Here is a 22491-nt window from a genome sequence, read left to right on the forward strand (position 1 = left end):
AATGAATTATATACTTGATATAGAATTTATTATCATATAATTTATAAGAATGTGTATTAAATTTTGGTCGTTAAATTAATGATAGATTTTTTTTTGAAGTCAGAATATCTTCCTGCTGGGGATCAGCCTAAGGCAATAAAAGAGATTGAAAATTCTATTTTGCTTGGAAATAAATATCAAACTTTAAAAGGTGTTACAGGCAGTGGAAAGACTTTTACAATTGCAAATATAATAAAAGATCTAAACAGGCCTGCCTTAGTTGTCAGTCACAACAAAACATTAGCAGCACAGCTTTATAGAGAGTTTAAAGATTTTTTTCCAAATAATGCTGTTGAGTATTTTGTTTCTTATTATGATTATTATCAGCCAGAATCTTATGTTCCTTCAAAAGATTTATTTATTGAAAAAGAAGCCACTATTAATACTGAGATAGAAATTAAGCGAATAAGAACGGTAACGTCTCTTGCTAAAAGACGAGATGTAATTGTTGTTGCAACCGTATCTTCAATTTATGCTCTTGGATCTCCAGATTTTTTCAAAAAATCAGCACGAGAATTTTTTGTAGGTCAAAAGATTTCTATTAAAGAAATATCAGATATTTTTGTAGAGCTTTATTATGAGAGAACTTTAATGAATCTAGAAAGAGATAAATTTTCGATTAAGGGAGATATTGTTGAAATTTGGCCTAGCAGTGAACATGGAGAGTTTGCTTATCGAATTTGTTTAGATTTTGATGAAATTGTTGAAATATATAGAGTTAGTTCATTTTCTAAAAAAAATTTAGGAGCTACAAATAGTTTTACTCTTTTTGCTAAATCTTATTTTGTAATTCCTTATGAAAATGTATTAGAAGCGATACCCAAAATATCTCATGATTTAAGTCTTCAATGTCAATATTTTAAAGACAATGGCAAACTTGTAGAAGCCGAGAGACTCAAACAGAGGGTAGAGTATGATTTGGAAATGCTTAGAGAAACAGGGTTTTGTTCGGGCATTGAAAATTATTCTAAATATTTGAGTGGAAGTACAATGGAAAGACCTTATTGTCTTTTTGATTTTTTTCCGAAAGATWACTTATTATTTGTAGATGAATCTCATGTTACATTGCCTCAATTTAGGGGAATGTATAATGGAGATCATTCTAGAAAATTAAATCTTGTTAACTTTGGGTTTAGACTTCCTGCAGCGCTTGAAAACAGACCTCTTAAATATGATGAATTTGAAGCATTAATTAATCAGGTTGTGTTTGTATCTGCAACCCCGGGTGTTGAAGAGAATGAGAAAAGTAGTGTGGTTGTTGACCAAATAATTCGTCCAACAGGTCTTGTTGATCCTGAAATTATTACTAGGCACTCTGATGGGCAAATGGAAGATCTTTACAGCGAAATTCAAAAAAGAGTGGCTCTTAAAGAGCGGGTTTTAATTACTACTTTGACAAAAAAAATGTCTGAGGATTTGACTGAATATTTGGTAAATCTTGGCGTAAGGGCAAAATATTTACATTCAGAGCTTGATACCCTTGAGAGAGTGGAAGTTATTTCGTTGCTTAGAAAATCTGAAATCGATGTTATTGTTGGGATTAACCTGCTTAGAGAGGGCTTAGATATTCCAGAAGTATCTCTTGTTGCAATATTAGATGCTGATAAGGTGGGATTTTTAAGATCTACTACTTCATTAATACAAACAATTGGTAGGGCTGCTAGAAATTCTAATGGACTTGTAATAATGTATTACGACAAAATTAGTTTAGCTATGCGGGAGGCAATTGAGGAGACTAATAGAAGACGTCAAATTCAGATTGATTATAATAAAAAAAATAATATTACTCCTAAGACAATTGTTAAAAAGATTCAAAATATTTTAGAAAAGGAACTTAATAATAAAAATAAAAATGTTGGCTATGATTTTGAAAAAATTATTTCGGGTGAGAGATTGTCTAAAAAAAAGCTTATTGATAAGCTTAAATTTGACTTAGAAGAAGCTGTTAATGATGAAAGATTTGAAGACGCAATTGTTTTAAGAGATAAAATAAAAGAGCTTAGTAGCAAAATTAGTATAGCTCGTAATAAAAAAAGAGAGGTGTAATTTTTGGAAAAAAGTTTGAAAAAAAAAATTATTGTCAGAGGAGCAAAAGAACATAATTTAAAAAATGTTGATGTAGATATTCCAAAAGATGGTTTAGTTGTAATATCTGGCAAGAGTGGCTCTGGCAAGTCTTCTCTGGCTTTTGATACTATTTTTGCAGAAGGGCAAAGAAGGTATATGGAATCTGTTTCAGCTTATGCAAGGCAGTTTTTAGGTGTAATGAAAAAACCCAATGTTGATTATATAGATGGACTTTCTCCTTCTATAGCTATTGAGCAGAGAACAATAAGCAATAATCCCCGCTCTACTGTTGGAACAATTACTGAGATTTATGATTACTATAGACTAATATTTGCAAAAATTGGTAAAGCATACTGTCCAAATGATGGTAGATTAATAGAAGAGCAATCTTTAGATAAAATAGTTAATACTATTTTAAGTTATTCTGAAGGATCCAAGGTTATACTTTTTGCACCAATTGTAAGGGGGTCTAAAGGCTCTCATAAAAAGGTTTTAGAAAAAATATTAAATCAAGGTTTTAATAGAGTTAGGATAAATTCTGAAGATTATTTAATAGAAGATGCACTTAATTTAAATTTACATAAAAATAAAAAACATACCATTGAAATTATAGTTGATAGGATTAAGCTTGGTAATAATGTTCGAGTTAGACTTGCGGAATCTATTGAGACTTCTCTTGCTGTTTCTAATGGATATTTAAGAGTGGAAATTGATAATGATTTGGAAAAAATAGACAAACTATTTACAGAGCACAACAGTTGTCCTTTGTGTGGATTTTCACTTCCTCTTATAGAACCCAGACTTTTTTCATTTAATAGTCCATTTGGTGCTTGCAGTGAGTGCTCTGGTCTTGGCGTTACACTTGAGTTTGATTTTGAGAGCATTTGTCCTGATACTAGTCTTTCTTTTAATGATGATGCTTTTCTTACGTTTAAGACAAGTTCATCTTGGTCTGTGGCTATTTTTAAAGGACTTGCTAAACATTATAATTTTGACTTAAATACTCCCATAAAAGACATTCCAGATAAAGTTCTTAAACAGATTTTATACGGCTCAAATGAAAAAATAGATTTTATTTACCAGTCCAAAGAAATGGAAGCAAAAGAGCTAGATGGAGGATTTCATTATTCTAAAACATTTGAAGGACTTTTGCCCCTTTTAAAAAGGCGATATCTTGCAACAGAATCAGAGAGTACTAAAATTTTTTACGAAAATTTGATGTCTAAAAAAATATGTAATTCATGCAAAGGTAAACGCCTAAGCGTTGGAGCTTTAACTGTGAAAATTAATGGAAAAGACATTCAAGATCTTACCAATTTGTCAGTATTTGATTCTTATGTATTTTTTGAAAACTTGCAGCTTGATATGGTGGACGAAAAAATATCTAAAGAAATTTTAAAGGAAATTAAAAGTAGGCTTAAATTTTTAATTGATGTTGGCCTTTCTTATTTATATTTAAATAGAATATCAGGTAGTCTATCTGGTGGCGAGGCTCAGCGTATTAGGCTTGCTACTCAAATAGGATCAGCACTTTCGGGTGTTATTTATGTTCTTGATGAGCCAAGTATTGGTCTTCATCAAAGAGATAATGAAAAATTAATCTCTACTCTTGTTAATCTTAAAAATCTTGGTAATACTGTAATTGTTGTTGAACATGATGAGCAAACTTTGCGTACTGCGGACTATATTATTGATATGGGTCCTGGTGCTGGAATTCTTGGAGGGGAAATAGTTGCAAAGGGAGCCTTGATTGATATTTTAAATAGCAAAAATAGTTTAACTGGTCAATATCTTAGCGGCAAGTTTAAAATAGATGTTCCAAGCTCTAGAAGAAAGGCAGATAAGGGAGAAATTTTGCTTTTGGGCTCTAATAAAAATAATCTTAAAAATATAGACTTAAGTATCCCTTTGGGAGTTTTTACCGTAATAACAGGTGTTTCTGGTAGCGGAAAAAGTACTTTACTTAACGAGGTGTTATATCCAGCTCTTGATAGTAGATTAAAGCTTAATGAAAAGTATTGTGATGGCTTTAAAGATATTGTTGGGTATGAAAAAATCGATAAAATTATTCAAATAAATCAAAAACCAATAGGGAGAACTTCAAGATCAAACCCAGCAACTTATGTTGGATTTTTTACAGAAATTAGGGAGCTTTTTGCCAAGCTTCCAGATGCAAAGTCAAGGGGTTTTAAAGCCGGCAGATTTTCTTTTAATGTTAAAGGTGGAAGGTGTGAGAAATGTCAAGGAGATGGGTATCTTAATATTCAAATGCATTTTTTACCAGATGTTTTTGTTCCTTGTGATTTATGTAAGGGTAAAAAATTCAATGAAGAAACTTTAGAAGTTAGATACAAAGGAAAAAATATACATGATGTTTTAGAGATGAGTGTTTTTGAGGCAAGTAAATTTTTTGAGAATGTCCCAAAAATTAGTCATTATTTAAAATTTTTAATTGAAGTTGGACTTGAATATATTAAATTAGGACAATCTGCAACAACTTTATCAGGAGGAGAAGCTCAGCGCATTAAGTTGGCTTTTGAGTTAAGTAAAAAGAGCACGGGTAAAACCTTTTATATTATTGATGAACCAACAACTGGGCTGCATTTTGATGACATAAAGAAGTTGTTAGAGGTTTTGCAGCGGTTAGTTTCCAATGGTAATACAGTTGTACTAATAGAGCATAATTTGGATGTAATTAAACAGGCAGATTATATAATAGATTTGGGTCCTGATGGTGGGTTGGCAGGGGGAAATATCGTTGTTTCTGGTATTCCTGAAGAGGTTGCAAAATGCGAGAATTCCTATACAGGAATGTTTTTAAAAAATCTTTTATAGTATTTTTAATTTTTTTAACATTTTCTAATGCAATTTTTGCCCAGACTATAGATGATGAAAATTCTAAAAAAAGGGATAAGCTAACTTTAAGTCAAAAATCTTATTTAAGAGAACTTGAGCTTTCAACCGATGAGGATTTAAAAAAATGGGCCTTAAAAGAGGGTTTAAAAGAAACAGATGTTTCAAAAATACGAGAATTGCTTTTAAAAAAGTTTGGAATAGATCCTGAGCTTTTTATCAAAGGAAAGGGACTTGCCGGATCTGGTAGATATAAAATAATCATTGAAACTGCAGATAATCTTGAAAATTTCACTTATGGACTTACTAAAGATGAAAGTATTATTTTTGAAGGAAGAGTTAATATCTTGGTTGAAGATATTAAAGAAAATAAAAAGCACAATATTAAAGGCGACAGAATAGTCCTTAATAAGAACTCTAAAAAACTTTATGCTATTGGAAATGTTGAATATATTCTTGATATGGATACCAATGAAAAGCTTTATTTTTATGGCAATGAATTTCTTGTCGATTTTGATTCTCAAAATTTTTTATTAAAAAATGGTATTCTTCAAAAAAAAATGCAAAAAAATCAAATAGATCATATTCTTTCGTTTGGAGGAAAGGTTTTAAAAAAGATAGACAATGATGTTACCATTTTGGAACAAGCTTTTGCAACAACTAGTAAAATTCCAGAGCCTTACTATTCAATCAAGGCTTCTAAAATATGGGCATTGCCCTCGGGAGATTTTGGGTTTTTAAATGCCATATTTTACATGGGAAGAGTTCCAGTATTTTATATTCCTTTTTTTTTCAGACCGGGAGATAGTTTGTTTTTTAATCCATCTTTAGGTCTAAATCCACGAAAAGGTTTTTCTGTTTTTAATACCGTTTATCTTTTTGGTAATAAATCTTCAAGTGAAGATTCTTCTTTTTTGGATTTTGATTTCAATTCTGTTTATAATTCGGGTAAAAAACCTTATATAAGAAATGGATATTTAACTTATTTTTTTGCAGAAAATTTAGCACCCAGTGTTAATAAAGATTATGTTAAGCTTATTTTTGACATTTATGCTAATCTGGGATTTTATTCTGGAATTGATTTTAATTTGGGCAATACTTTGGGGCATTTTAAAACTTTGGAAGGAAATTTTGGATTGGGTTTTACCAGGAATGTTTATAGTTACGATGGAGGATATTATCCTTTTGATAATAGGACTTTAAAACAATCTCTTTTTAGTTTTTCCAATCTTAACAAAGGAGATGTATTTGGGTTTGAAGTTCCTTTTAGATATTTATTTAAATTTAAAACAGAATTTCTTTTAAGTGATGCACTTTTCTCGGTTGTTTTAGAGCACTATTCTGACCCGTATGTTAATATTGATTTTAGAGATAGGATAGAAAGTGCTACATTTTTTTCTCTTTTAAATTTAGATAAAGATTCGGTTAAAGAGCAAACTAGCATTAGCACTTTTGATTGGAATTTATCTTCTTTTTATAAGCGAACATTTAATGACGGTTCGATTTTAGATTATAAATTAAATAATTTAGGTTTAAGTTTTAAATTGTCGGGCTATGAAAATCTTTATGTTAAATCTCCTTTAGAGAAACCAAAAGATGTTAATGATCCTACAAGAAAATGGTTTTATTTGGAGAGAATTTATGCTCCATATATTGATTTGAATTTTCAAAAAGATCTTTACAATAACCAATGGACATTTCCAGCTGATACTAAAGAAATGATAATGCGCCCAGAAATTAAAAATCTAGAAGATAAAGATAATGATAAAAAGAGTGTGAAGGAGAAAAATACTAAAAAAACAACAGAATTAACCAAAGATTTATATATTCCTCCAGAACCAATTACTTTAAAAAATATTGATCAATCCGATTCTTTTTTTATTAGGTTTGGCATTAATCCTTATTTAAGAAATAATGTTTTTTTTGATAATTATGGCATAACAAGTCCAAAGGACTTTAATTATGAAATAAAAAATTATTTATTTGATATAAAAAATAAAACGGATATAAAAATTCATGCTGATTTTTACAATCGTTTAATTACTTTTGAAAATTTATTATATCTTAATACTATTGAGTATAGTCCTTTAAATAAAGATTTTAAAGTTGAAGATAAAGATAAAAAAAGTGAGCACTCTATTATTAACCAAATAAATTTAAACTTGCTTCCTTTTATTAGATATCCTTTATTTTCTAGAAGTACTTTAAAGTTTGAAAATAAGGCTACTTTATATTCATTTAATAAAAAATATGATTCTGATGTAAAATCTTTGGTTAATAAGAATAGTAGTATTTTTTTATCTGATCCGGAAACTTTTTATCAAAGTTTAACAGCCTCTTTAATTTATGATTATGATTATTTTACTACTGAGCTTTCAGGTGAATTAAAAAATAGTTTTGAAGATATTAAAGCTTCTTCTGAGCTTAAACTTTCTTTAGATTTTCCTTATTTGCTACAAGAAGCTGGGATTGGAATTAAATATTATAAAAAGTTTAAAGAAGATGCTATGAAAAACTCTGGAATTTCTGCTGTTCAAAGTCCTTTGGAGCCTCAAAAACCATCATCGCCTTATAAAAATTTAGAAATGTCTCCTGCTTTGTATTATAAAATTGAGCCGAGATATTTGGATTATTTTAAATTTAGTTTTTTAGTCGCCTATGATCCTTTGATAAATAGAGTTTCTGAACTTTCTTTTAAGCTTAATGTTTTTGATTTTCAATTTTTGTTTGCTATGAAAGACGACTTTGAATATAATTATGATCCTTTAAAAGGAGATTTTTCCAAGATTGGTACTACAACCAAACTTGTTCCATATTCTTTAGATTCTAGTTACAAAAAGGAATTGTACGTTTTAACTTTTTTTGACAATAAGCTTTCTTTTACCTTGGGGGTAGATGTTGGTTGGAAAATAAATTTGCAGAAATTTACGGATAATGAACTTCGATCTGCATTGACTTTGAAGTTTAAATATACAGAATTTTTAGAAATTTACTTTTCTACTTTATCTATTAATACTAAGACTTTTAAATATTTTAAAGGGTATATGGACCAAATTGGTCTAGAACCTGTTAATTTCTTTGTTGATTTATCAAAATCTTTCAATTTCTTTAATTCTCAAGACAGAAAAGATTCACTTTTTAAAATTAAAAAATTTTCATCAGGCTTTAAATTCAATTTTTATGATTGGAAATTTGTTGGAGAATATAATTTAGAACCAGATTTATTAAGGGGATCTGATGGGATTTATTCTCCTATTTGGAGAAATAATTTTACAATTTATATTTCTTGGAACTTTTTTGCTCCTATAAAAGCGTCATTTGAAAACAACAAAGATACAAACTACGAGTTTATTATTAATAGAAAAACAAAAAAATAATAATGATTTTCATTTATTAGTAATATTAATTTTTGTAGTTCTTGTTATTAAAACATTTATTGTTTTTTTTGCTTCAATTCCTACTTTTGTTATGTTGAGCTTAAAAATAGACGGATATTTAATAGTTGAGCTTAAGTTATTGCTATTTTTGTTTTTAGAATGAATTTTTAGTGGATATACTTTAAATTTAAATGAAGTTTTAGGACCAATAAAAAACTCTCTGTATTTATTTTTATACCCTGTTTCATTGTTTATTGTAAGATCTTCTTTTTTTAAGACGATCTTATCGTTGTTAAGACTAGTGTTTTGCCAATTTATTTTTACTACGTCTAAGCTATTGTTTGTAATTTGAATATAAATATATTCATTTGTAGCTTTAATTACATCTATATTGATGTATTTAGAGGGAGATTCTAGAACTTTAAAATCAGTTTCATAATCATGGTTTATTTTTATTGTCGTACAACAATAAAAATAAACCATTGAAATCAGAAATATTGTTTTTATGTATTTTTTGACAATATTTCTACTTAGTTTTATGAAAACCAAGATCTGCAATATTTTCATTTCCTGGAATAAAAGAAATTTTTCCACCTTGTTCTTCAAATTTTTTCCTTAGTTCAGTTGTCTTTTTGATTAAATTAATAGTAATTTGTGTTAATTTTTTGCTATTATAGATTCCTTTTGACCAATAGTCAATTATTAATTTACTGTCCCCAAATATGTTTATTATATTTTCTTTTAATGCTATTTTGAGAGCTGTATATAGGGCAAGCAGTTCCCCAAAATTATTGCTAATTCCTTGAAAATTTTTGACATAATAATTTCCATATTCATTAATCAAGGATTTATCTAAGATTTTATCCAATATTGAAATTCTTTTTTCGTTTACAACTCTAATTTCTATGCCCTTTCCTCTTCCCGTTCCAGAATCAAAATATATTCCATTTGGGTGATGGTGAATTTTATTCTCATTATTAAATAGCCAATTTTGAGCTTGTTCTATTGTTTTGAAGCTTTTTATTTTATTGTTTTTTCCTTTAATAGCGGTTTTGCATTCTTCCCAGGATTTGAAAATAATTTTTTCATTGCTGTTAATCAAAATACAGGCATAATATTTGTTCATGGGTAGTATTAACTTCCTGAGCACCAGAGATTTGTAATGTTGCAAGCTCTCCCAAAAATTTTTTCTTTCGATTTTTTTAATTCTATTGCATCTACTATTTCTTTATTGTAACCAATGAATTTTTCTTTTAATGTTGGTTTAATGAGCCTTTTTGGAAGCACGCTTGGAAGTATTCCTGCAATCGTATAAGACATGTAAAAATTGTAAGCTGCTGCATTTATTTCTCCAGGAGTAATTATTCCCGAAATTTCGTAATTTCTTGATACATTAAGTCCTGCTATTTTATATATTCTATCAACCATTAAAGAGCAATAGGTTTTGTTGTGAATTTCTTCAAGATTGAATGAATCTGTCCATAAATTAGAGGATATTAATGGAACCATATATCCAAAGTTATTGTCAATGTATCTACTTCTTCCAAAATTAATAGCTTTTTGAATTGTTCTTATGTCTGTTATTGGTGAGAATATTTTTAATATTCTTGATTGTACGTATGTTGAAAGCTTTTCGTATCCTGAACCTTGAGTAGATGCTGTATCGAATTTGATTTGATTGCTTGTAATTATTGATTTTATATCAAAGCTATCAATTCCATTGAATGCAATTTTTTTAGTGGCTTCATATTTTTCTTCATCAAATATTCCCACATGTTGCCAAAAATAAAAAAATTCTGTCCAATCTATTTTTGGTTTTATTAGTATTATGTCGCCATTTGATAAAATAGATCTTAAATTTTTAGGAGTTATTTCAATGCCTGTATTTGGGTCTATTATTTTTGGTATTATATCGTATTTATTGTTATTATCGGAATCGGCAGTTGACCTTTTTCTTCTTCTGGGCGGGGATTGTTTTGAATAATACAGTTCATTGTGAAGATCTGAAATTTTTTGTTTTTCAATTATTGTTTTTATTTTGCTGTTTTCAACTTTTAAAAAGTGCATAAATTGTTCAAAATATTTTTTATCTTTTATTTTTAATAATTGATTTGCTATTATGTGCGGTGCAATATATTCTTTTCCATCTATTATTTCTTTTGTTATTGAGTTTATATTTTCTTGAGGAAAGAATGAGTTGATGTGACTTAATTGTATATATCCTAAATTTTTATCATGAAATGTTTGCTCAATTAAGTTTAAAATTTCTTTTTCCAGATGCATTTGTAGTTCTATTAGTTCTGTTAAATTTTCATTATCTGAATTTGTATGATTAAAATTTGTTTTTTTTTCAAAAGCAGTATCAATTTTAATTGTTAAATTTCCATTGACGCTACTTTGATCTATAAACTTTATCCATTCTGTTTCATTATTTAGATAATTTTTATAAGCATTTAGATAGTTTTTTATTTCTTCAAGTTTTTGAGGGCTTATTTTGATTTTTGCTGCTGTTTTTTTTATTAAAAAAGAATCATTGTTATTGTTTAAAATTTCTTGGATACTGGATATTGGTATTCGATATTCTACATTAGAAGGATTTTTTATTAAAGAGCTTTCTAGTAGTGTTTTTTGTGTTAATATGATTTCTGATGTGCTTAAATTTTTTGACTTATTATCTGCAATTAAGGCACAAGAGAATAATAAAGTGTGTGTAGTTAATATTAATAATATTAATCTATTAATATTCTTCATGATTAGTATTTTAGCATAATTTTTTGTTTATGTTTTTGATTTGAAGTTTTTTAGAACTTTTATTTTTTCAATTTTTTATATTTATATTATATTTTTAATATTATTAAAAATAGTTGATGTTTTTTAATATAAACTATAGTATTTTAATATATGACAATTTTCATAAAGGGGGAAATCGATGGAAGAAGAATATTTAAATCCAATAAATATATTTTCGGAAATAGGTCGTTTGAAAAAAGTTTTGCTTCATAGGCCAGGAGAAGAATTAGAAAATTTGACACCCTTGATTATGAAAAATTTTTTATTTGATGATATTCCTTATCTTAAAGTTGCAAGACAAGAGCATGAAGTTTTTGTAAATATTTTAAAAGATAATTCAGTTGAAATTGAGTATGTTGAGGATCTTGTTAGTGAAGTTCTTGCTTCTTCTGTAGCGCTCAAAAATAAATTTATATCTCAATTTATTCTGGAAGCAGAAATAAAAACAGATGGTGTAATTAATATTTTAAAAGATTATTTTTCTAATTTAACCGTTGATAATATGGTTTCTAAAATGATTTCCGGCGTTGCAAGAGAAGAGCTTAAAGATTGTGAATTTTCGCTTGATGATTGGGTTAATGGTTCAAGTCTTTTTGTTATTGATCCTATGCCCAATGTTTTATTTACCAGAGATCCTTTTGCCAGTATTGGCAATGGAATTACAATAAATAAAATGTATACCAAGGTTAGACGTAGAGAGACAATATTTGCAGAGTATATTTTTAAATATCATTCCGCTTACAAAGAAAATGTTCCAATTTGGTTTAATAGATGGGAAGAAACTTCTTTGGAAGGTGGGGATGAGTTTGTTTTAAATAAAGATCTTTTGGTTATTGGAATCTCAGAAAGAACAGAAGCGGGGTCTGTAGAAAAACTAGCTGCTAGTCTTTTTAAAAATAAGGCTCCATTTAGCACAATTTTGGCTTTTAAAATTCCAAAAAACAGAGCCTATATGCACTTAGACACAGTTTTTACCCAAATTGATTATAGCGTTTTTACAAGTTTTACAAGTGATGATATGTATTTCTCAATTTATGTTTTAACTTACAATTCAAATTCTAATAAAATTAATATTAAAAAAGAAAAAGCCAAGCTTAAAGATGTTTTGAGCTTTTATTTAGGCAGAAAAATTGACATAATAAAATGTGCGGGTGGAGATTTAATACATGGTGCAAGAGAACAATGGAATGATGGTGCTAATGTTTTGGCGATAGCTCCAGGAGAAGTAATTGCTTATTCTAGAAATCATGTAACTAATAAGCTGTTTGAAGAAAATGGTATTAAAGTTCACAGAATTCCGTCTAGCGAGCTTTCAAGGGGTCGTGGTGGGCCAAGATGCATGTCTATGTCTTTAGTAAGAGAGGATATTTAATATTTAAGCATGTTTAAGCATGAGTTAAATGAGTTTTTAAAAACTTGATTGTAAAGGTTGGTGGTTGATGTATAATTTACGAAATAGGAGCTTTTTAAATCTTTTAGATTTTACAAGCAAAGATATTAAATATTTACTTGATTTATCGATTAATTTAAAAAAGTCAAAATATGCAGGAATTGAAGTGCAAAAACTTAAAGGTAAAAATATAGTTATAATTTTCGAGAAAGATTCAACAAGGACCCGGTGTGCTTTTGAGATCGCAGCCTATGATCAAGGGGCAAATATTACTTATTTGGGATCTAAGGGTAATCAAATGGGCTCAAAAGAGTCTATGATAGATACCGCTAGAGTTTTGGGACGCATGTATGATGCTATTGGATTTAGAGGCTTTTCTCAACAGACTGTTGAATGTTTGGCGAATTATTCTAATGTTCCTGTTTACAATGGATTGACAGATATTTCTCACCCAACCCAAATACTAGCCGATTTAATGACAATAAAAGAACATAAGGGGAGTTTGAAAGGGATTAAAATAGTGTTTTGTGGCGATGGTAGGGGGAATGTTGCTAATTCTTTATTGAAAGGCTGTGCTATTATGGGGCTTGATTTTAGAATTTTTGCTCCCAAAGAGCTTTTTCCAGACCCCGATTTGACGCTTAAGGCTAGGTCTTTAGCCCTAGAGAGTGGGGGTAAAATTACAATTACAGATTCTAAAGAAGAGGCTGTTAAATGTGCTGATGTTGTGTATACAGACGTGTGGGTATCTATGGGGGAGAGTAATTGGGAAGATAGAATAAATCTTCTAAAGGCTTATCAGGTTAATAAAGAGATAATGTGCATGGCAAAAGATGATGCAATATTTATGCATTGCTTGCCTGCTTTTCATGACTTAAACACTGTGATTGGTAAGGATATTTTTGATAAATACGGACTTGATGGAATTGAAGTTACAGAAGAAATTTTTGAAAGTAAAAATTCAGTTGTTTTTGATGTGGCTGAAAATAGGGTGCATACCATTAAAGCTATTATGGTATCAACTTTGGGATAACAGTATTTTTTATGTGAAATTAAATTTATGAAATTATTTAGGAGAAACGTTATGATCAAAATGCCAAGTAGTTTTACAATAATATTTTCTTTAATTGTATTTGTTACCATTTTAACGTATGTGATTCCTGCCGGTAAGTTTGATAAAGAATTTAAGCAAATGGGTGATGGATCTAAAAGGGAAATAATTGTTGCTGGAACTTATCAATATGTAGATCGAGGCTCTAGGGGATTTTTACATCCTATTATGACTATTTTAACCGCAATGTCAAAGGGGATGGAACATGCAGTTGAAGTTATTGTTTTTGTTTTAATTGTTGGGGGTGCTTATGGGATTATTATGAAAACTGGAGCAATAGATGTGGGAATTTATTTTTTAATCAAGAAGTTGGGGCACAAAGATAAGTTGCTTATTCCTTTGTTAATGTTTATTTTTTCAATTGGTGGAACTGTAACCGGAATGAGTGAAGAGACCCTTCCTTTTTATTTTGTTATGATTCCCTTGATAGTAGCTTTGGGTTATGATAGTCTTGTTGGAGCGGCTATTATTGCTTTAGGAGCTGGAGTGGGAACTATGGCTTCTACTGTAAATCCATTTGCGACAGGAATTGCATCTGCAATAGCTTCTATTAGCTTGCAGGATGGATTTTATTTTAGAATTGTTCTTTATTTTGTATCAGTATTGGCTGCTATAACCTATGTTTGTGTTTATGCGTCTAAAATTAAAAAGGATCCCTCAAAATCGCTTGTGTATTCTCAAAAAGATGAACATTATCAATATTTTGTTAAAAAAGATGGACTTTCTACCGGAGATAATGCTCAGAATGCTCTTGAGTTTACTTTTGCTCATAAATTAGTTTTACTTTTATTTGGATTTATGATATTGATTTTGATATTTAGCATTGTTAATCTTGGTTGGTGGATGCAAGAAATGACAATGTTGTATCTTGGAGTTGCTATTATATCGGCTTTTATTTGTAAATTAGGTGAAACTGAAATGTGGGATGCGTTTGTGAAAGGTTCTGAAAGTCTGCTAACCGCTGCTCTTGTTATTGGACTTGCTAGAGGTGTTATGATAGTATGTGATGATGGGTTGATTACAGATACTATGTTAAATGCTGCTACTAATTTTTTATACAATCTTCCAAGACCCCTTTTTATCATATTGAATGAAATTATTCAAATATTTATAGGATTTGTTGTTCCATCTTCATCAGGACATGCTAGTCTCACTATGCCAATAATGGCTCCTCTTGCCGATTTTTTGTCAATTCCAAGAGCTTCAGTTGTTATTGCCATGCAGACTGCATCTGGGCTTATTAATTTGATAACACCTACCAGCGGAGTTATAATGGCTGTATTGGGGATATCCAGATTGAGTTATGGTACGTGGTTTAAGTTTGTTTTACCATTATTTATGATTGAGTTTTTTATCTCTATTTTAGTTATTATAGCTAACATTTATTTAAGTTTTTAGGGCTTTGGGTTATTTCTTTTCTATTGTAGAAAACTAGTTTATAAAAAATAGAAATATTCTTAAAAAAAGTAGAAGGCTTGATTTATAAAGAATACAAATATATCAAGGCAAGATACATTTTTATAATAGTATAAAAGTTCTTATAAATAAAAGATTAGAACCTTTTTTAAGAGAAATATTATTTTCGACAAGTTCTTTTAAAGTTTAGGCTTTTAGAAATTTAAAGAATTTATTACCTTGTTTGATAGGATTAGAACAGAGGGTAATATTTTATTTAAACTTTAGTTTGTTTGATTGCAATCTGTAATGCCTTTTATTGTATTGCTAAATAGCAGCGTTTTAAAATAGAAATTATAAAGAATTTTTACGTATATTCAATAAATAAAAAAAGTTAGATACAATTTACTTTTACAAGTGACCAAGTATGTTTTAGGTTTGTATTAATGCATGGTTTTAGATTATGTTTATCTATAAATTTTTTAAAATATTGAAAAATTCTTTTATAGAGATACTAAATATAGTCATTTTTGAGCTCTGTTTAGTAAACATATTTTTAATAAAAAAGATTTTTTAACTATCAAGCTTTTCGTTATTTAAATAAAATTATAAAAAAGTCTTCCTTTAACAGAAGACTTTGATTTTAAGTTATTAGCCTTTAAAATATATTTTTTTATTTACTCGTCTCTAAAAAATCATATAATCTATCGCCACTAGAAAAGATTTTGCTCTTTGAAGAATCTAGAAAAGATTTTACTTCTTCAAGAAGCTGTTTTACATCTTCCTTTATTTTCATTGCTTCAAGTATCCTAAAAGAAGAAGTACTTAATTGGTTTAAAGCATCCTCTGCCTCATTTTTTGCCTGTATTGCTAAATTACTATGTGTTCTTCTTGCCCACCATGGCCGATTTTTACGTTTGTTATTTAATCTTTCAGTAATAGCAGCTTTTAAAGTTTCTTTGGCTTTCTCAAAAAAGTATTTTGCAGATGCTCTCTCGCTAAGTCCACTATTTAATTGAGTATGAAGATTTTCAATATCGCCTCTTTTTTCTAATAACTGATTGAACAACTTAATTAGAGCCTGTTTTTCTATCTTATTCTTAATTTCTCTCTTCTTATATTCTTTTTCTTTAGTGGTCTTTCTTTTTTTTATATAGCTATTTATCCTTCCTGCAACATGCACCTCTGCTTGTATTAAATCTGCAAGTTCTAAGATTTCTTTATAAACATTATTAAAACTAGATTCTAATTGCGCAGATTCATTTTTAAGTTTATTTTCATCATCAACTAATTTAGCAAATTCAAGACTCCCATCGCTAATTGCCTTCTCTGCCTTCTTTTCTTCATCAGTATTTGGAACCAACTCTTCTTCTTTTATCTCTATTTCTTCTTGAAGATAATATGGGAAATTACTCTCTACATTAATAGGTGCTACAGAAGCAGCCTGCACCATTTGTTTTTCTTTTTTTTCTATATGTTTTTCAACAATTTCTTTATTATCTGCTTGAATTTTCTCTAAAAATCCTAAAATTTTCACGTTCTTGTCTTGCATTTTTTTACGAGTTAATTCATTGGGGTCACTTGTATTACATGATAATAAACTTATTAGCATTATCATGTAAATTGATAAATTTTTTTTTTTCATATTTTCTCTCCTACTAGAATCTTTATAAATTCATAGTTGTTTAATGCAAATATATTTCTATTTCTATAAAATACAATTTTTCCATATCGTTAATTTTTTGTTTTAATTTTTTATATTTTTGACTATGTAACTTATAAAGTTTTTATAAGTTACTAATAATTCTTAATAAATCATTTTTATTTTTATTGTGTAATTAGTAGATGTTATAATGAAGGGTATGTGCAAATGTATATATTCTTTAAAACTATTTATAGAAACAAAACCATCTTGTTGCTTAATTTGATTTTCTTTAACATTTTTAGCTTTAAAAAGCCTCTTTCATATTGAATTAGACTTTTAAGTCTATAAACATCCTCTTTAATAAGAGTTTTTTAGCTTACTATACCCCCTTTTAAAACGATTCACCAAGAATACCCTATTTTTTCTTCACCCAATATGTTTGATTGATTATTTGATTGAGTCTTATTTAAATTAATTTAAATAAAATGAAAAAAATAATAAAATAAGTATATGGTGTTTATAGCTTTGCCTTTTATTAAATATTTTAAATCTAAGTCTTTGATATAATTTAAAGTTAATTTATGTTATTTTAGCTATTATATTTTTATTATCAGTTTTAATAAAAATAGCTTTACATATTTATTACTATAATAATATTTTTGGTAATTTTAATTTCTATTTATTTTAATAATTTAGAATTTTTTTAAAGAAAAAATGTGGATTCAAAAGTTTTAGTAGCCATTAATTTTTATTAATAGCATATTATCTTGTACATTTTCATTTTTAGTACTAGCCATATGCTCAATAATTGTATAGGTTCTATAAATGTATTTGTTTTATTAATACTTATTTTATGCATTATCTATTGTTGTGACATGTAAATTTAAAAATAATATAAAAAGCCAAGCTATAGGGTTTGAAAAGTTGTAGGGGGGATCGTGTTGATTGGAATTCTTTATTACCATTATTTAAAAACGCCAATAAAAAAAGATTTTAGGGGGTTGTTTTTAAGCTTGGGATTCTTATATTGTATTTTTGTATTATAGATCTTGAGTTTGTTGGGGTTTTGCCTTATTTTTTTATTTATAAGTTTGGAGAGTTTTATTTTAGTTTTTTTGGTAAATGGAGATAAATTTTAAAAATAAATTAAATATAATATATTAATTTAGTAAAATTATGAGTGCTAATAAAGTTTATAAATATAGAATATATTCTAACACTAATCAAATTTTTTTAAAAAGTATTTAGATGTGTAAGATTTTTGTATAGCAAAATGTTAAGTGATAGAAGAGATTATTATGAAAAGAATAAAAAAATCTTAATATTAAGCCAAGTAAGTATAAAAATAAATTTTCATTCTTAAAGGAAGTTTATAGTTTTACTCTTTGTAATTTCTAAACTTGACTTAAACTCTTTGCCTTTAGCATACTGAGCAACTTTTATATTAATATTTTTATTATTAAGATCTTCTCTAAATCTATATCTTCTTCTTTAGTAAATTTGTATTTTGGGTATAGGTTTAAATCAGAGCATTTTGTTTTTTTAAGGCATTCTTTAATTTAAGGCAATATTTTTTTTAGAATAATTGAGTTTATAGTAAATTTCAGTTCCAGAATTTACTACCAAATTTTTATGGTAGTTGTTTGTGACTTTTAGTTCTTTTGCTAATTTATAAAGATATTTTTGCATTGGTTTTAGCTTAATGAGAGTTTAACCATTCCTTTTAAGGTTTTCATTAAAACAATGTAGTATGTTGTTCTTATATATTTTTGATATTTGATGTTTATGTACTTTAGTGTTGAGATAAGAACTATTAATTTATACTGGAACTTGTTGTGGTAATTTGTGCCTTTTTTATTAAAAAATAATCTACAAGAAAAAATTAACTTTATAAAAGATAATATAAATATAATTGTTTAAGCGATACGTGCTAAAATAAGTCAGCTTTACATGGGTAGCGAGTATATATTTTCATAGAGAATTCCAATCTTAAGTATAGAGCATTAAGCGTCCCTATAAAGGACTATTCCATATTACAAAAATAACAATTTGATCACATATTTGCATCTTTCTATTAATATAGAGATGTAAATAAAATTATATTCTTATAATTATAAGATCCTATGCTTAAAAAGATTGAATAAGGGTTTTAAAAGAAATTAAATATCTTGGTTGTTTATAGCAACCTTATTTAAGGTTAAAGACGATATGATAACTACTTTTTGTATTTTGTTTATTGAGAATTACTTCTATTGTGATATTTGGTCTTAGCTTGCTAAGAAAGCATATATTTAGTAATTATAAACTTAACTTATTTATCAGTTTGAAAACAAAAAAAGGTTTTAAGATATGCATTCAAGTTTTAAATTTGCGATATTTCCTCGTAGTAATAAACTTTTACATTAAATTTTAAAGCAAAATTTGTTATTCAAAGTAGTGATAATATTATTAAGGAATAACTAGAGACTTAAAAGACTGCAAAGAAAATCCTTATAAAGGAATTGAATTAAACATGGGCCAAATTAAACAAAATATTTAGTTCATTTAGTATTCTTAGTAAAGAAGATATTAATTTTAAAAAAGGGCCAGATCCAAGTATAAAGAATCGCAAATCTTTATTAAAGGAATATAATAATGAAAACTTTATATTTCTTTATTCTGGGGCTAATATCTATCAATTTAATTTAAGATTTTTTACTTATGATTATGTAAAAGAAGGTTATAAGCTTTTATGGATAGGATATAAAGAAGATTTAGAAAAAATCTTAACTAAAGATGATCAGTACCCAAATGAAAGAATATTTTATAGAAGAATTGCAAGCAATACAAATGAAAGAACCATGATTAGCACTTTATCTCCTAAAAATTATTATTGTGTTTCTATAAAATAGATATGAATTGTGAGAAAATACCAATATCTTTTTATAAAAAATTGTTTATTATATCTATTTTCAATGCACTGTATTTGATTTTATGATTAGAAGATTTGTTTTAAAATACCGACATTGTAAAATCATTTCTTTGTCAATGTCCAATGCCTCAACCCAAAGAAGAAATTTTGGCTAGTTCATTATGTCTAACTTTGGTAAAAAACACTTCTCTGCTAATAGCTAAAAATGATCCTTTGAATTTCTCTAATTTGCTTTATTTAGAGCATTTTGAATTTAGTAAAGAAAAATAAAATAATTTTATTATAGCTAGTCTTTTATTCATTAACCAAAGAAGACTTTATTACTTTGCTTAGTGATTTTAAGGTATTAAAAAACAAAAAAGAGAAAATCATATTTTGTCTTTAATAAAAGGATATGAAAATTATTCGCTAAATACTAAAAATTTTAGTATAAATAAGGTAAGGAAAAAATAATAAAATTAAAAAATAAGATTTTAAACTAAAAAATTAGGTAGAAAAAAGAATTAAGGTATCAGTTAAGAGTTTAAAATAGACAACATTTTGGAAATTTATTTTTAGAATTATTAATTTTTAATTTTATTGGTAAAATATAATTATGCCAAATGAATACAAAGATATAAATTTTGAAAATTCAATAAAAGCTGTAAGTAGAAAAATTCAAAAGGATAAGGATCTTATTGAAAATGAAGCACAAACAAGACAAAATCTTATTGATCCATTTTTAGATGCGATGGGCTATGATCATACTGATATTTCAATTGTTAAAGTTGAAGAGAAGGCAGATATTCTTAAAGATGGACTAAAAAGGGTTGATTATGTTATTTATCCAACAAAAAAGGATGAAGAACCCACTATTTTAATAGAGGCCAAATATCATAATAGCAGGGAAAAGCTTGAAAATCATCTAAAGCAATTAAAACCTTATTTTGAAAATATTCGTTCTCAAGCAAAGAGAGTTGAATTTGGTATATTAACAGATGGCATAGAATATAGATTCTATACTGACCTAGATAAAGATAATTTGTTAGACAATGAGCCTTTTATGGTTGTTAATTTAGAAAAATTAACATCTAAGGATTTTGAATATCTTAAAAAGTTTTCTAGAAATTCTTTGAATGTTGAAGAGGCTAGATCTTTTGCATTAGAAAAAAAATATACAGACAAATTTTCAGCTTATTTAAAAAAGGAAACAAAAAATCCAAGTGTTGATTTGCTTGATTTTTTTAAAGCTAAAATTGGTTTTAAAAAAACATATTCAGATAAAATATTTAATGATATTATTAAAAATATTTTTAGTATGTTTTTTGATGAAAAAAAAAGCGATGTATTAGTAAACAGCAAGAAAAGTGACATAGAAGATGACACAGATTCTGGTATAAAAGATAATAATATTAAAACCGAAAATTTAAAAAAATTTGAAAAATTAAATTCCGATATGAAAGCAATATATAAAGAATTAGAAGATTTTATTTTTGTTTTAAATTTTAATGAAATTGAGAAAGTTGAAACACAGTGCTATACAGGATTTAAAGTACAGGGCGGATATTTTGTAGATTTTAGCTTTAGACCTGGGGTAAATAAAATTAATATTACTATTACTGTTGCTCTAGATCAAATAATTTTAAAAGAGGGTTTTACTAGATATATTAAGAATATTGGCAAATGGGGCAGAGGAGATGTTCAGATTCTATGTACATCGGATTCTCAAGTTGAAGAAATCAAATATCTTATTAAGTTAAGTTATAACAATATTATTTCAAAAATGAAAAAAATACATTAAATAATGTATAAATATTCTAAATGTTTTATTGAACTACTAATGGCAGGATTGATATCTTGTAATCTAGATTCTTGAATTATCTTGTAATAATAAAGAATAAAATAATAATAATGTAAAAAAGTTTAGGATAGTGCCCAAGAAGATGCCTTTAATAATGTATATGCTAATCAAGAAAAGTAAAAGGCCCCTATTTAAACTTTTGGAGAACTGAAATATGAGGATTTAATTATTCCTTTAGAGTCTGTAGGTTATGTGGTGTTTTCTATTTATAGTAGTCCTTAATTTTTATGTAACGCATTTTTAAGGTGTAATTAATTGTATAGTTAAAGTTTGAATATATTTTTTTCAACGTTATATTTATTAGTTATGATTTTTATTCTGTTTTCTAAATTATCGAGATTCTTTTCTAATAAAGATATTTCAATCTTTTTATTATTGCAATATTTTCTTATGTTATCATTAAACATGTGGCGTATAAAGCCCCTATATTATAGTAGCCAATATTTGAGTTTATACTAATGTGGTCTAGTAAACAAGAATTATTAAGTGACAATTAGCTTATTGTGGCAATTCATGCTTATTGTTTTTTCAATAATTTTTCCAAATAAGTATCCTATTAATTTTTATTATTGATCATATAAAAATATATATCTTTATAATTTATATTTATAAATTTGCTTAATTTTCAAAGAAATTGTTTGTTTACATGATTTTATTGTAGTTTGTTGTGAAAAATTGTAAGTTTTTGCATGAACTTATTTTATAATACATTTACAATAAAATAGTAGTAAGATTTTTTTCTTGTAAAGGTTGTTTTAATCTATCTGATAGTGATTGATAGTAGTCTTGTAGTTTTAAAAACTAATCTTTTCAAGGGAGCAATTAATTTCATAATAAATTATAGATTTGGGGATTGTTATCAAAAGATGATTTGACTATGACTTTTGGTTTTTCTAATATACCAAGGTATTCTTGCTGCAATAAAAAATATTTTGATCCCTTTATCTACTAATTACCGTTGGTTCAGTTATGGCTTTGTTTAATTCTAATCGTTTTTTCTATAGAATATACAAATAGAGTAGAAAAATTCAAGGGTAAAGTTTAACATATTCTATACTAATTAAAAATTATAT

The 22491-nt window shown here is 27.3% G+C and carries 11 protein-coding genes and 3 pseudogenes; 9 read left to right on the forward strand and 5 right to left on the reverse strand.

Features of this window, described 5'->3' with window-relative positions; translation table 11 throughout:
- The first annotated feature begins 78 nt into the window (after window positions 1-78).
- From uvrB to BB_RS04245, 3 genes are read left to right on the forward strand one after another with little or no spacing between them, the layout of a single operon-like run.
- Window positions 79-2085: an excinuclease ABC subunit UvrB gene (gene uvrB / locus BB_RS04235; RefSeq protein ID WP_023003309.1), complete on the forward strand. Its 2007-nt coding sequence runs from the start codon at window positions 79-81 to the stop codon at window positions 2083-2085.
- A 3-nt stretch (window positions 2086-2088) separates the two neighbouring features.
- Window positions 2089-4941, forward strand: a complete 2853-nt coding sequence (gene uvrA, locus BB_RS04240; RefSeq protein WP_010889836.1) for an excinuclease ABC subunit UvrA — start codon at window positions 2089-2091, stop codon at window positions 4939-4941.
- Window positions 4896-8336, forward strand: a complete 3441-nt coding sequence (locus BB_RS04245) for an LPS-assembly protein LptD (protein WP_010889837.1) — start codon at window positions 4896-4898, stop codon at window positions 8334-8336. Before uvrA ends, BB_RS04245 begins: the two co-directional genes overlap by 46 nt.
- Window positions 8337-8345: 9 nt before the next feature.
- On the opposite strand, the gene BB_RS04250 is transcribed toward BB_RS04245, so the two are convergent.
- The 3 genes from BB_RS04250 to BB_RS04260 are packed head-to-tail and all read right to left on the reverse strand — an operon-like array spanning window position 8346 to window position 11087.
- Window positions 8346-8894 carry a hypothetical protein gene (locus BB_RS04250; protein WP_002657290.1) on the reverse strand — a complete coding sequence of 183 codons (549 nt, stop codon included), beginning with the start codon at window positions 8892-8894 and terminating at the stop codon, window positions 8346-8348.
- A complete protein-coding gene (locus BB_RS04255; RefSeq protein ID WP_002657293.1) occupies window positions 8863-9462 on the reverse strand; it encodes a ribonuclease H family protein in 600 nt (199 codons plus the stop codon). The genes BB_RS04250 and BB_RS04255 overlap by 32 nt, the downstream gene beginning before the upstream one ends.
- A gap of 8 nt (window positions 9463-9470) precedes the next feature.
- Entirely contained in the window at window positions 9471-11087 is a 1617-nt protein-coding gene (locus BB_RS04260; RefSeq protein ID WP_002657295.1) for a lipoprotein, read from the reverse strand.
- 178 nt (window positions 11088-11265) lie between these two features.
- Here BB_RS04260 and arcA point away from each other — a divergent pair, with 178 nt between their 5' ends.
- The 3 genes from arcA (at window position 11266) to BB_RS04275 (ending at window position 15025) form a co-directional block, all read left to right on the forward strand.
- Complete coding sequence (arcA, locus tag BB_RS04265) at window positions 11266-12498, forward strand: arginine deiminase (protein ID WP_002557431.1); 1233 nt, start codon at window positions 11266-11268, stop codon at window positions 12496-12498.
- A 67-nt stretch (window positions 12499-12565) separates the two neighbouring features.
- A complete protein-coding gene (gene argF / locus BB_RS04270; RefSeq protein WP_002657012.1) occupies window positions 12566-13549 on the forward strand; it encodes an ornithine carbamoyltransferase in 984 nt (327 codons plus the stop codon).
- A gap of 51 nt (window positions 13550-13600) precedes the next feature.
- Window positions 13601-15025 carry a YfcC family protein gene (locus BB_RS04275; protein ID WP_010889838.1) on the forward strand — a complete coding sequence of 475 codons (1425 nt, stop codon included), beginning with the start codon at window positions 13601-13603 and terminating at the stop codon, window positions 15023-15025.
- 670 nt (window positions 15026-15695) lie between these two features.
- Here the strand turns inward: BB_RS04275 and BB_RS04280 are convergent.
- The gene (locus tag BB_RS04280; protein ID WP_010889839.1) at window positions 15696-16667 is read right to left on the reverse strand and encodes a P12 family lipoprotein; all 972 of its coding nucleotides are present in this window, start codon (window positions 16665-16667) and stop codon (window positions 15696-15698) included.
- 1176 nt (window positions 16668-17843) lie between these two features.
- Here BB_RS04280 and BB_RS04285 point away from each other — a divergent pair.
- Window positions 17844-18059, forward strand: a pseudogene (locus tag BB_RS04285) (helix-turn-helix domain-containing protein); the annotation flags it as partial.
- A gap of 180 nt (window positions 18060-18239) precedes the next feature.
- Here the strand turns inward: BB_RS04285 and BB_RS04290 are convergent.
- A pseudogene (locus tag BB_RS04290) lies at window positions 18240-18550 on the reverse strand (plasmid maintenance protein); the annotation flags it as partial.
- Window positions 18551-18939: 389 nt separating this feature from the next.
- On the opposite strand from BB_RS04290, the pseudogene BB_RS07775 reads away from it, so the two are divergent.
- Together BB_RS07775 and BB_RS04300 are read left to right on the forward strand one after the other, a co-directional pair.
- Window positions 18940-20031, forward strand: a pseudogene (locus tag BB_RS07775) (class I SAM-dependent DNA methyltransferase); the annotation flags it as partial.
- Window positions 20032-20173: 142 nt separating this feature from the next.
- Window positions 20174-21358: a type I restriction endonuclease gene (locus BB_RS04300; protein ID WP_002665626.1), complete on the forward strand. Its 1185-nt coding sequence runs from the start codon at window positions 20174-20176 to the stop codon at window positions 21356-21358.
- Window positions 21359-22491: the final 1133 nt, after the last annotated feature.

The organism is Borreliella burgdorferi B31 (assembly GCF_000008685.2).
Classification (GTDB): Bacteria; Spirochaetota; Spirochaetia; order Borreliales; family Borreliaceae; genus Borreliella; species Borreliella burgdorferi.

Coding starts and splice junctions, on each gene's coding strand:
- BB_RS04245 (WP_010889837.1), top strand. CDS start 4,896: ATGCGAGAATTCCTATACAGGAATGTTTTTAAAAAATCTTTTATAGTA.
- BB_RS04255 (WP_002657293.1), bottom strand. CDS start 9,462: ATGAACAAATATTATGCCTGTATTTTGATTAACAGCAATGAAAAAATT.
- BB_RS04260 (WP_002657295.1), bottom strand. CDS start 11,087: ATGAAGAATATTAATAGATTAATATTATTAATATTAACTACACACACT.
- arcA (WP_002557431.1), top strand. CDS start 11,266: ATGGAAGAAGAATATTTAAATCCAATAAATATATTTTCGGAAATAGGT.
- argF (WP_002657012.1), top strand. CDS start 12,566: ATGTATAATTTACGAAATAGGAGCTTTTTAAATCTTTTAGATTTTACA.
- BB_RS04275 (WP_010889838.1), top strand. CDS start 13,601: ATGATCAAAATGCCAAGTAGTTTTACAATAATATTTTCTTTAATTGTA.
- BB_RS04280 (WP_010889839.1), bottom strand. CDS start 16,667: ATGAAAAAAAAAAATTTATCAATTTACATGATAATGCTAATAAGTTTA.
- BB_RS04300 (WP_002665626.1), top strand. CDS start 20,174: ATGCCAAATGAATACAAAGATATAAATTTTGAAAATTCAATAAAAGCT.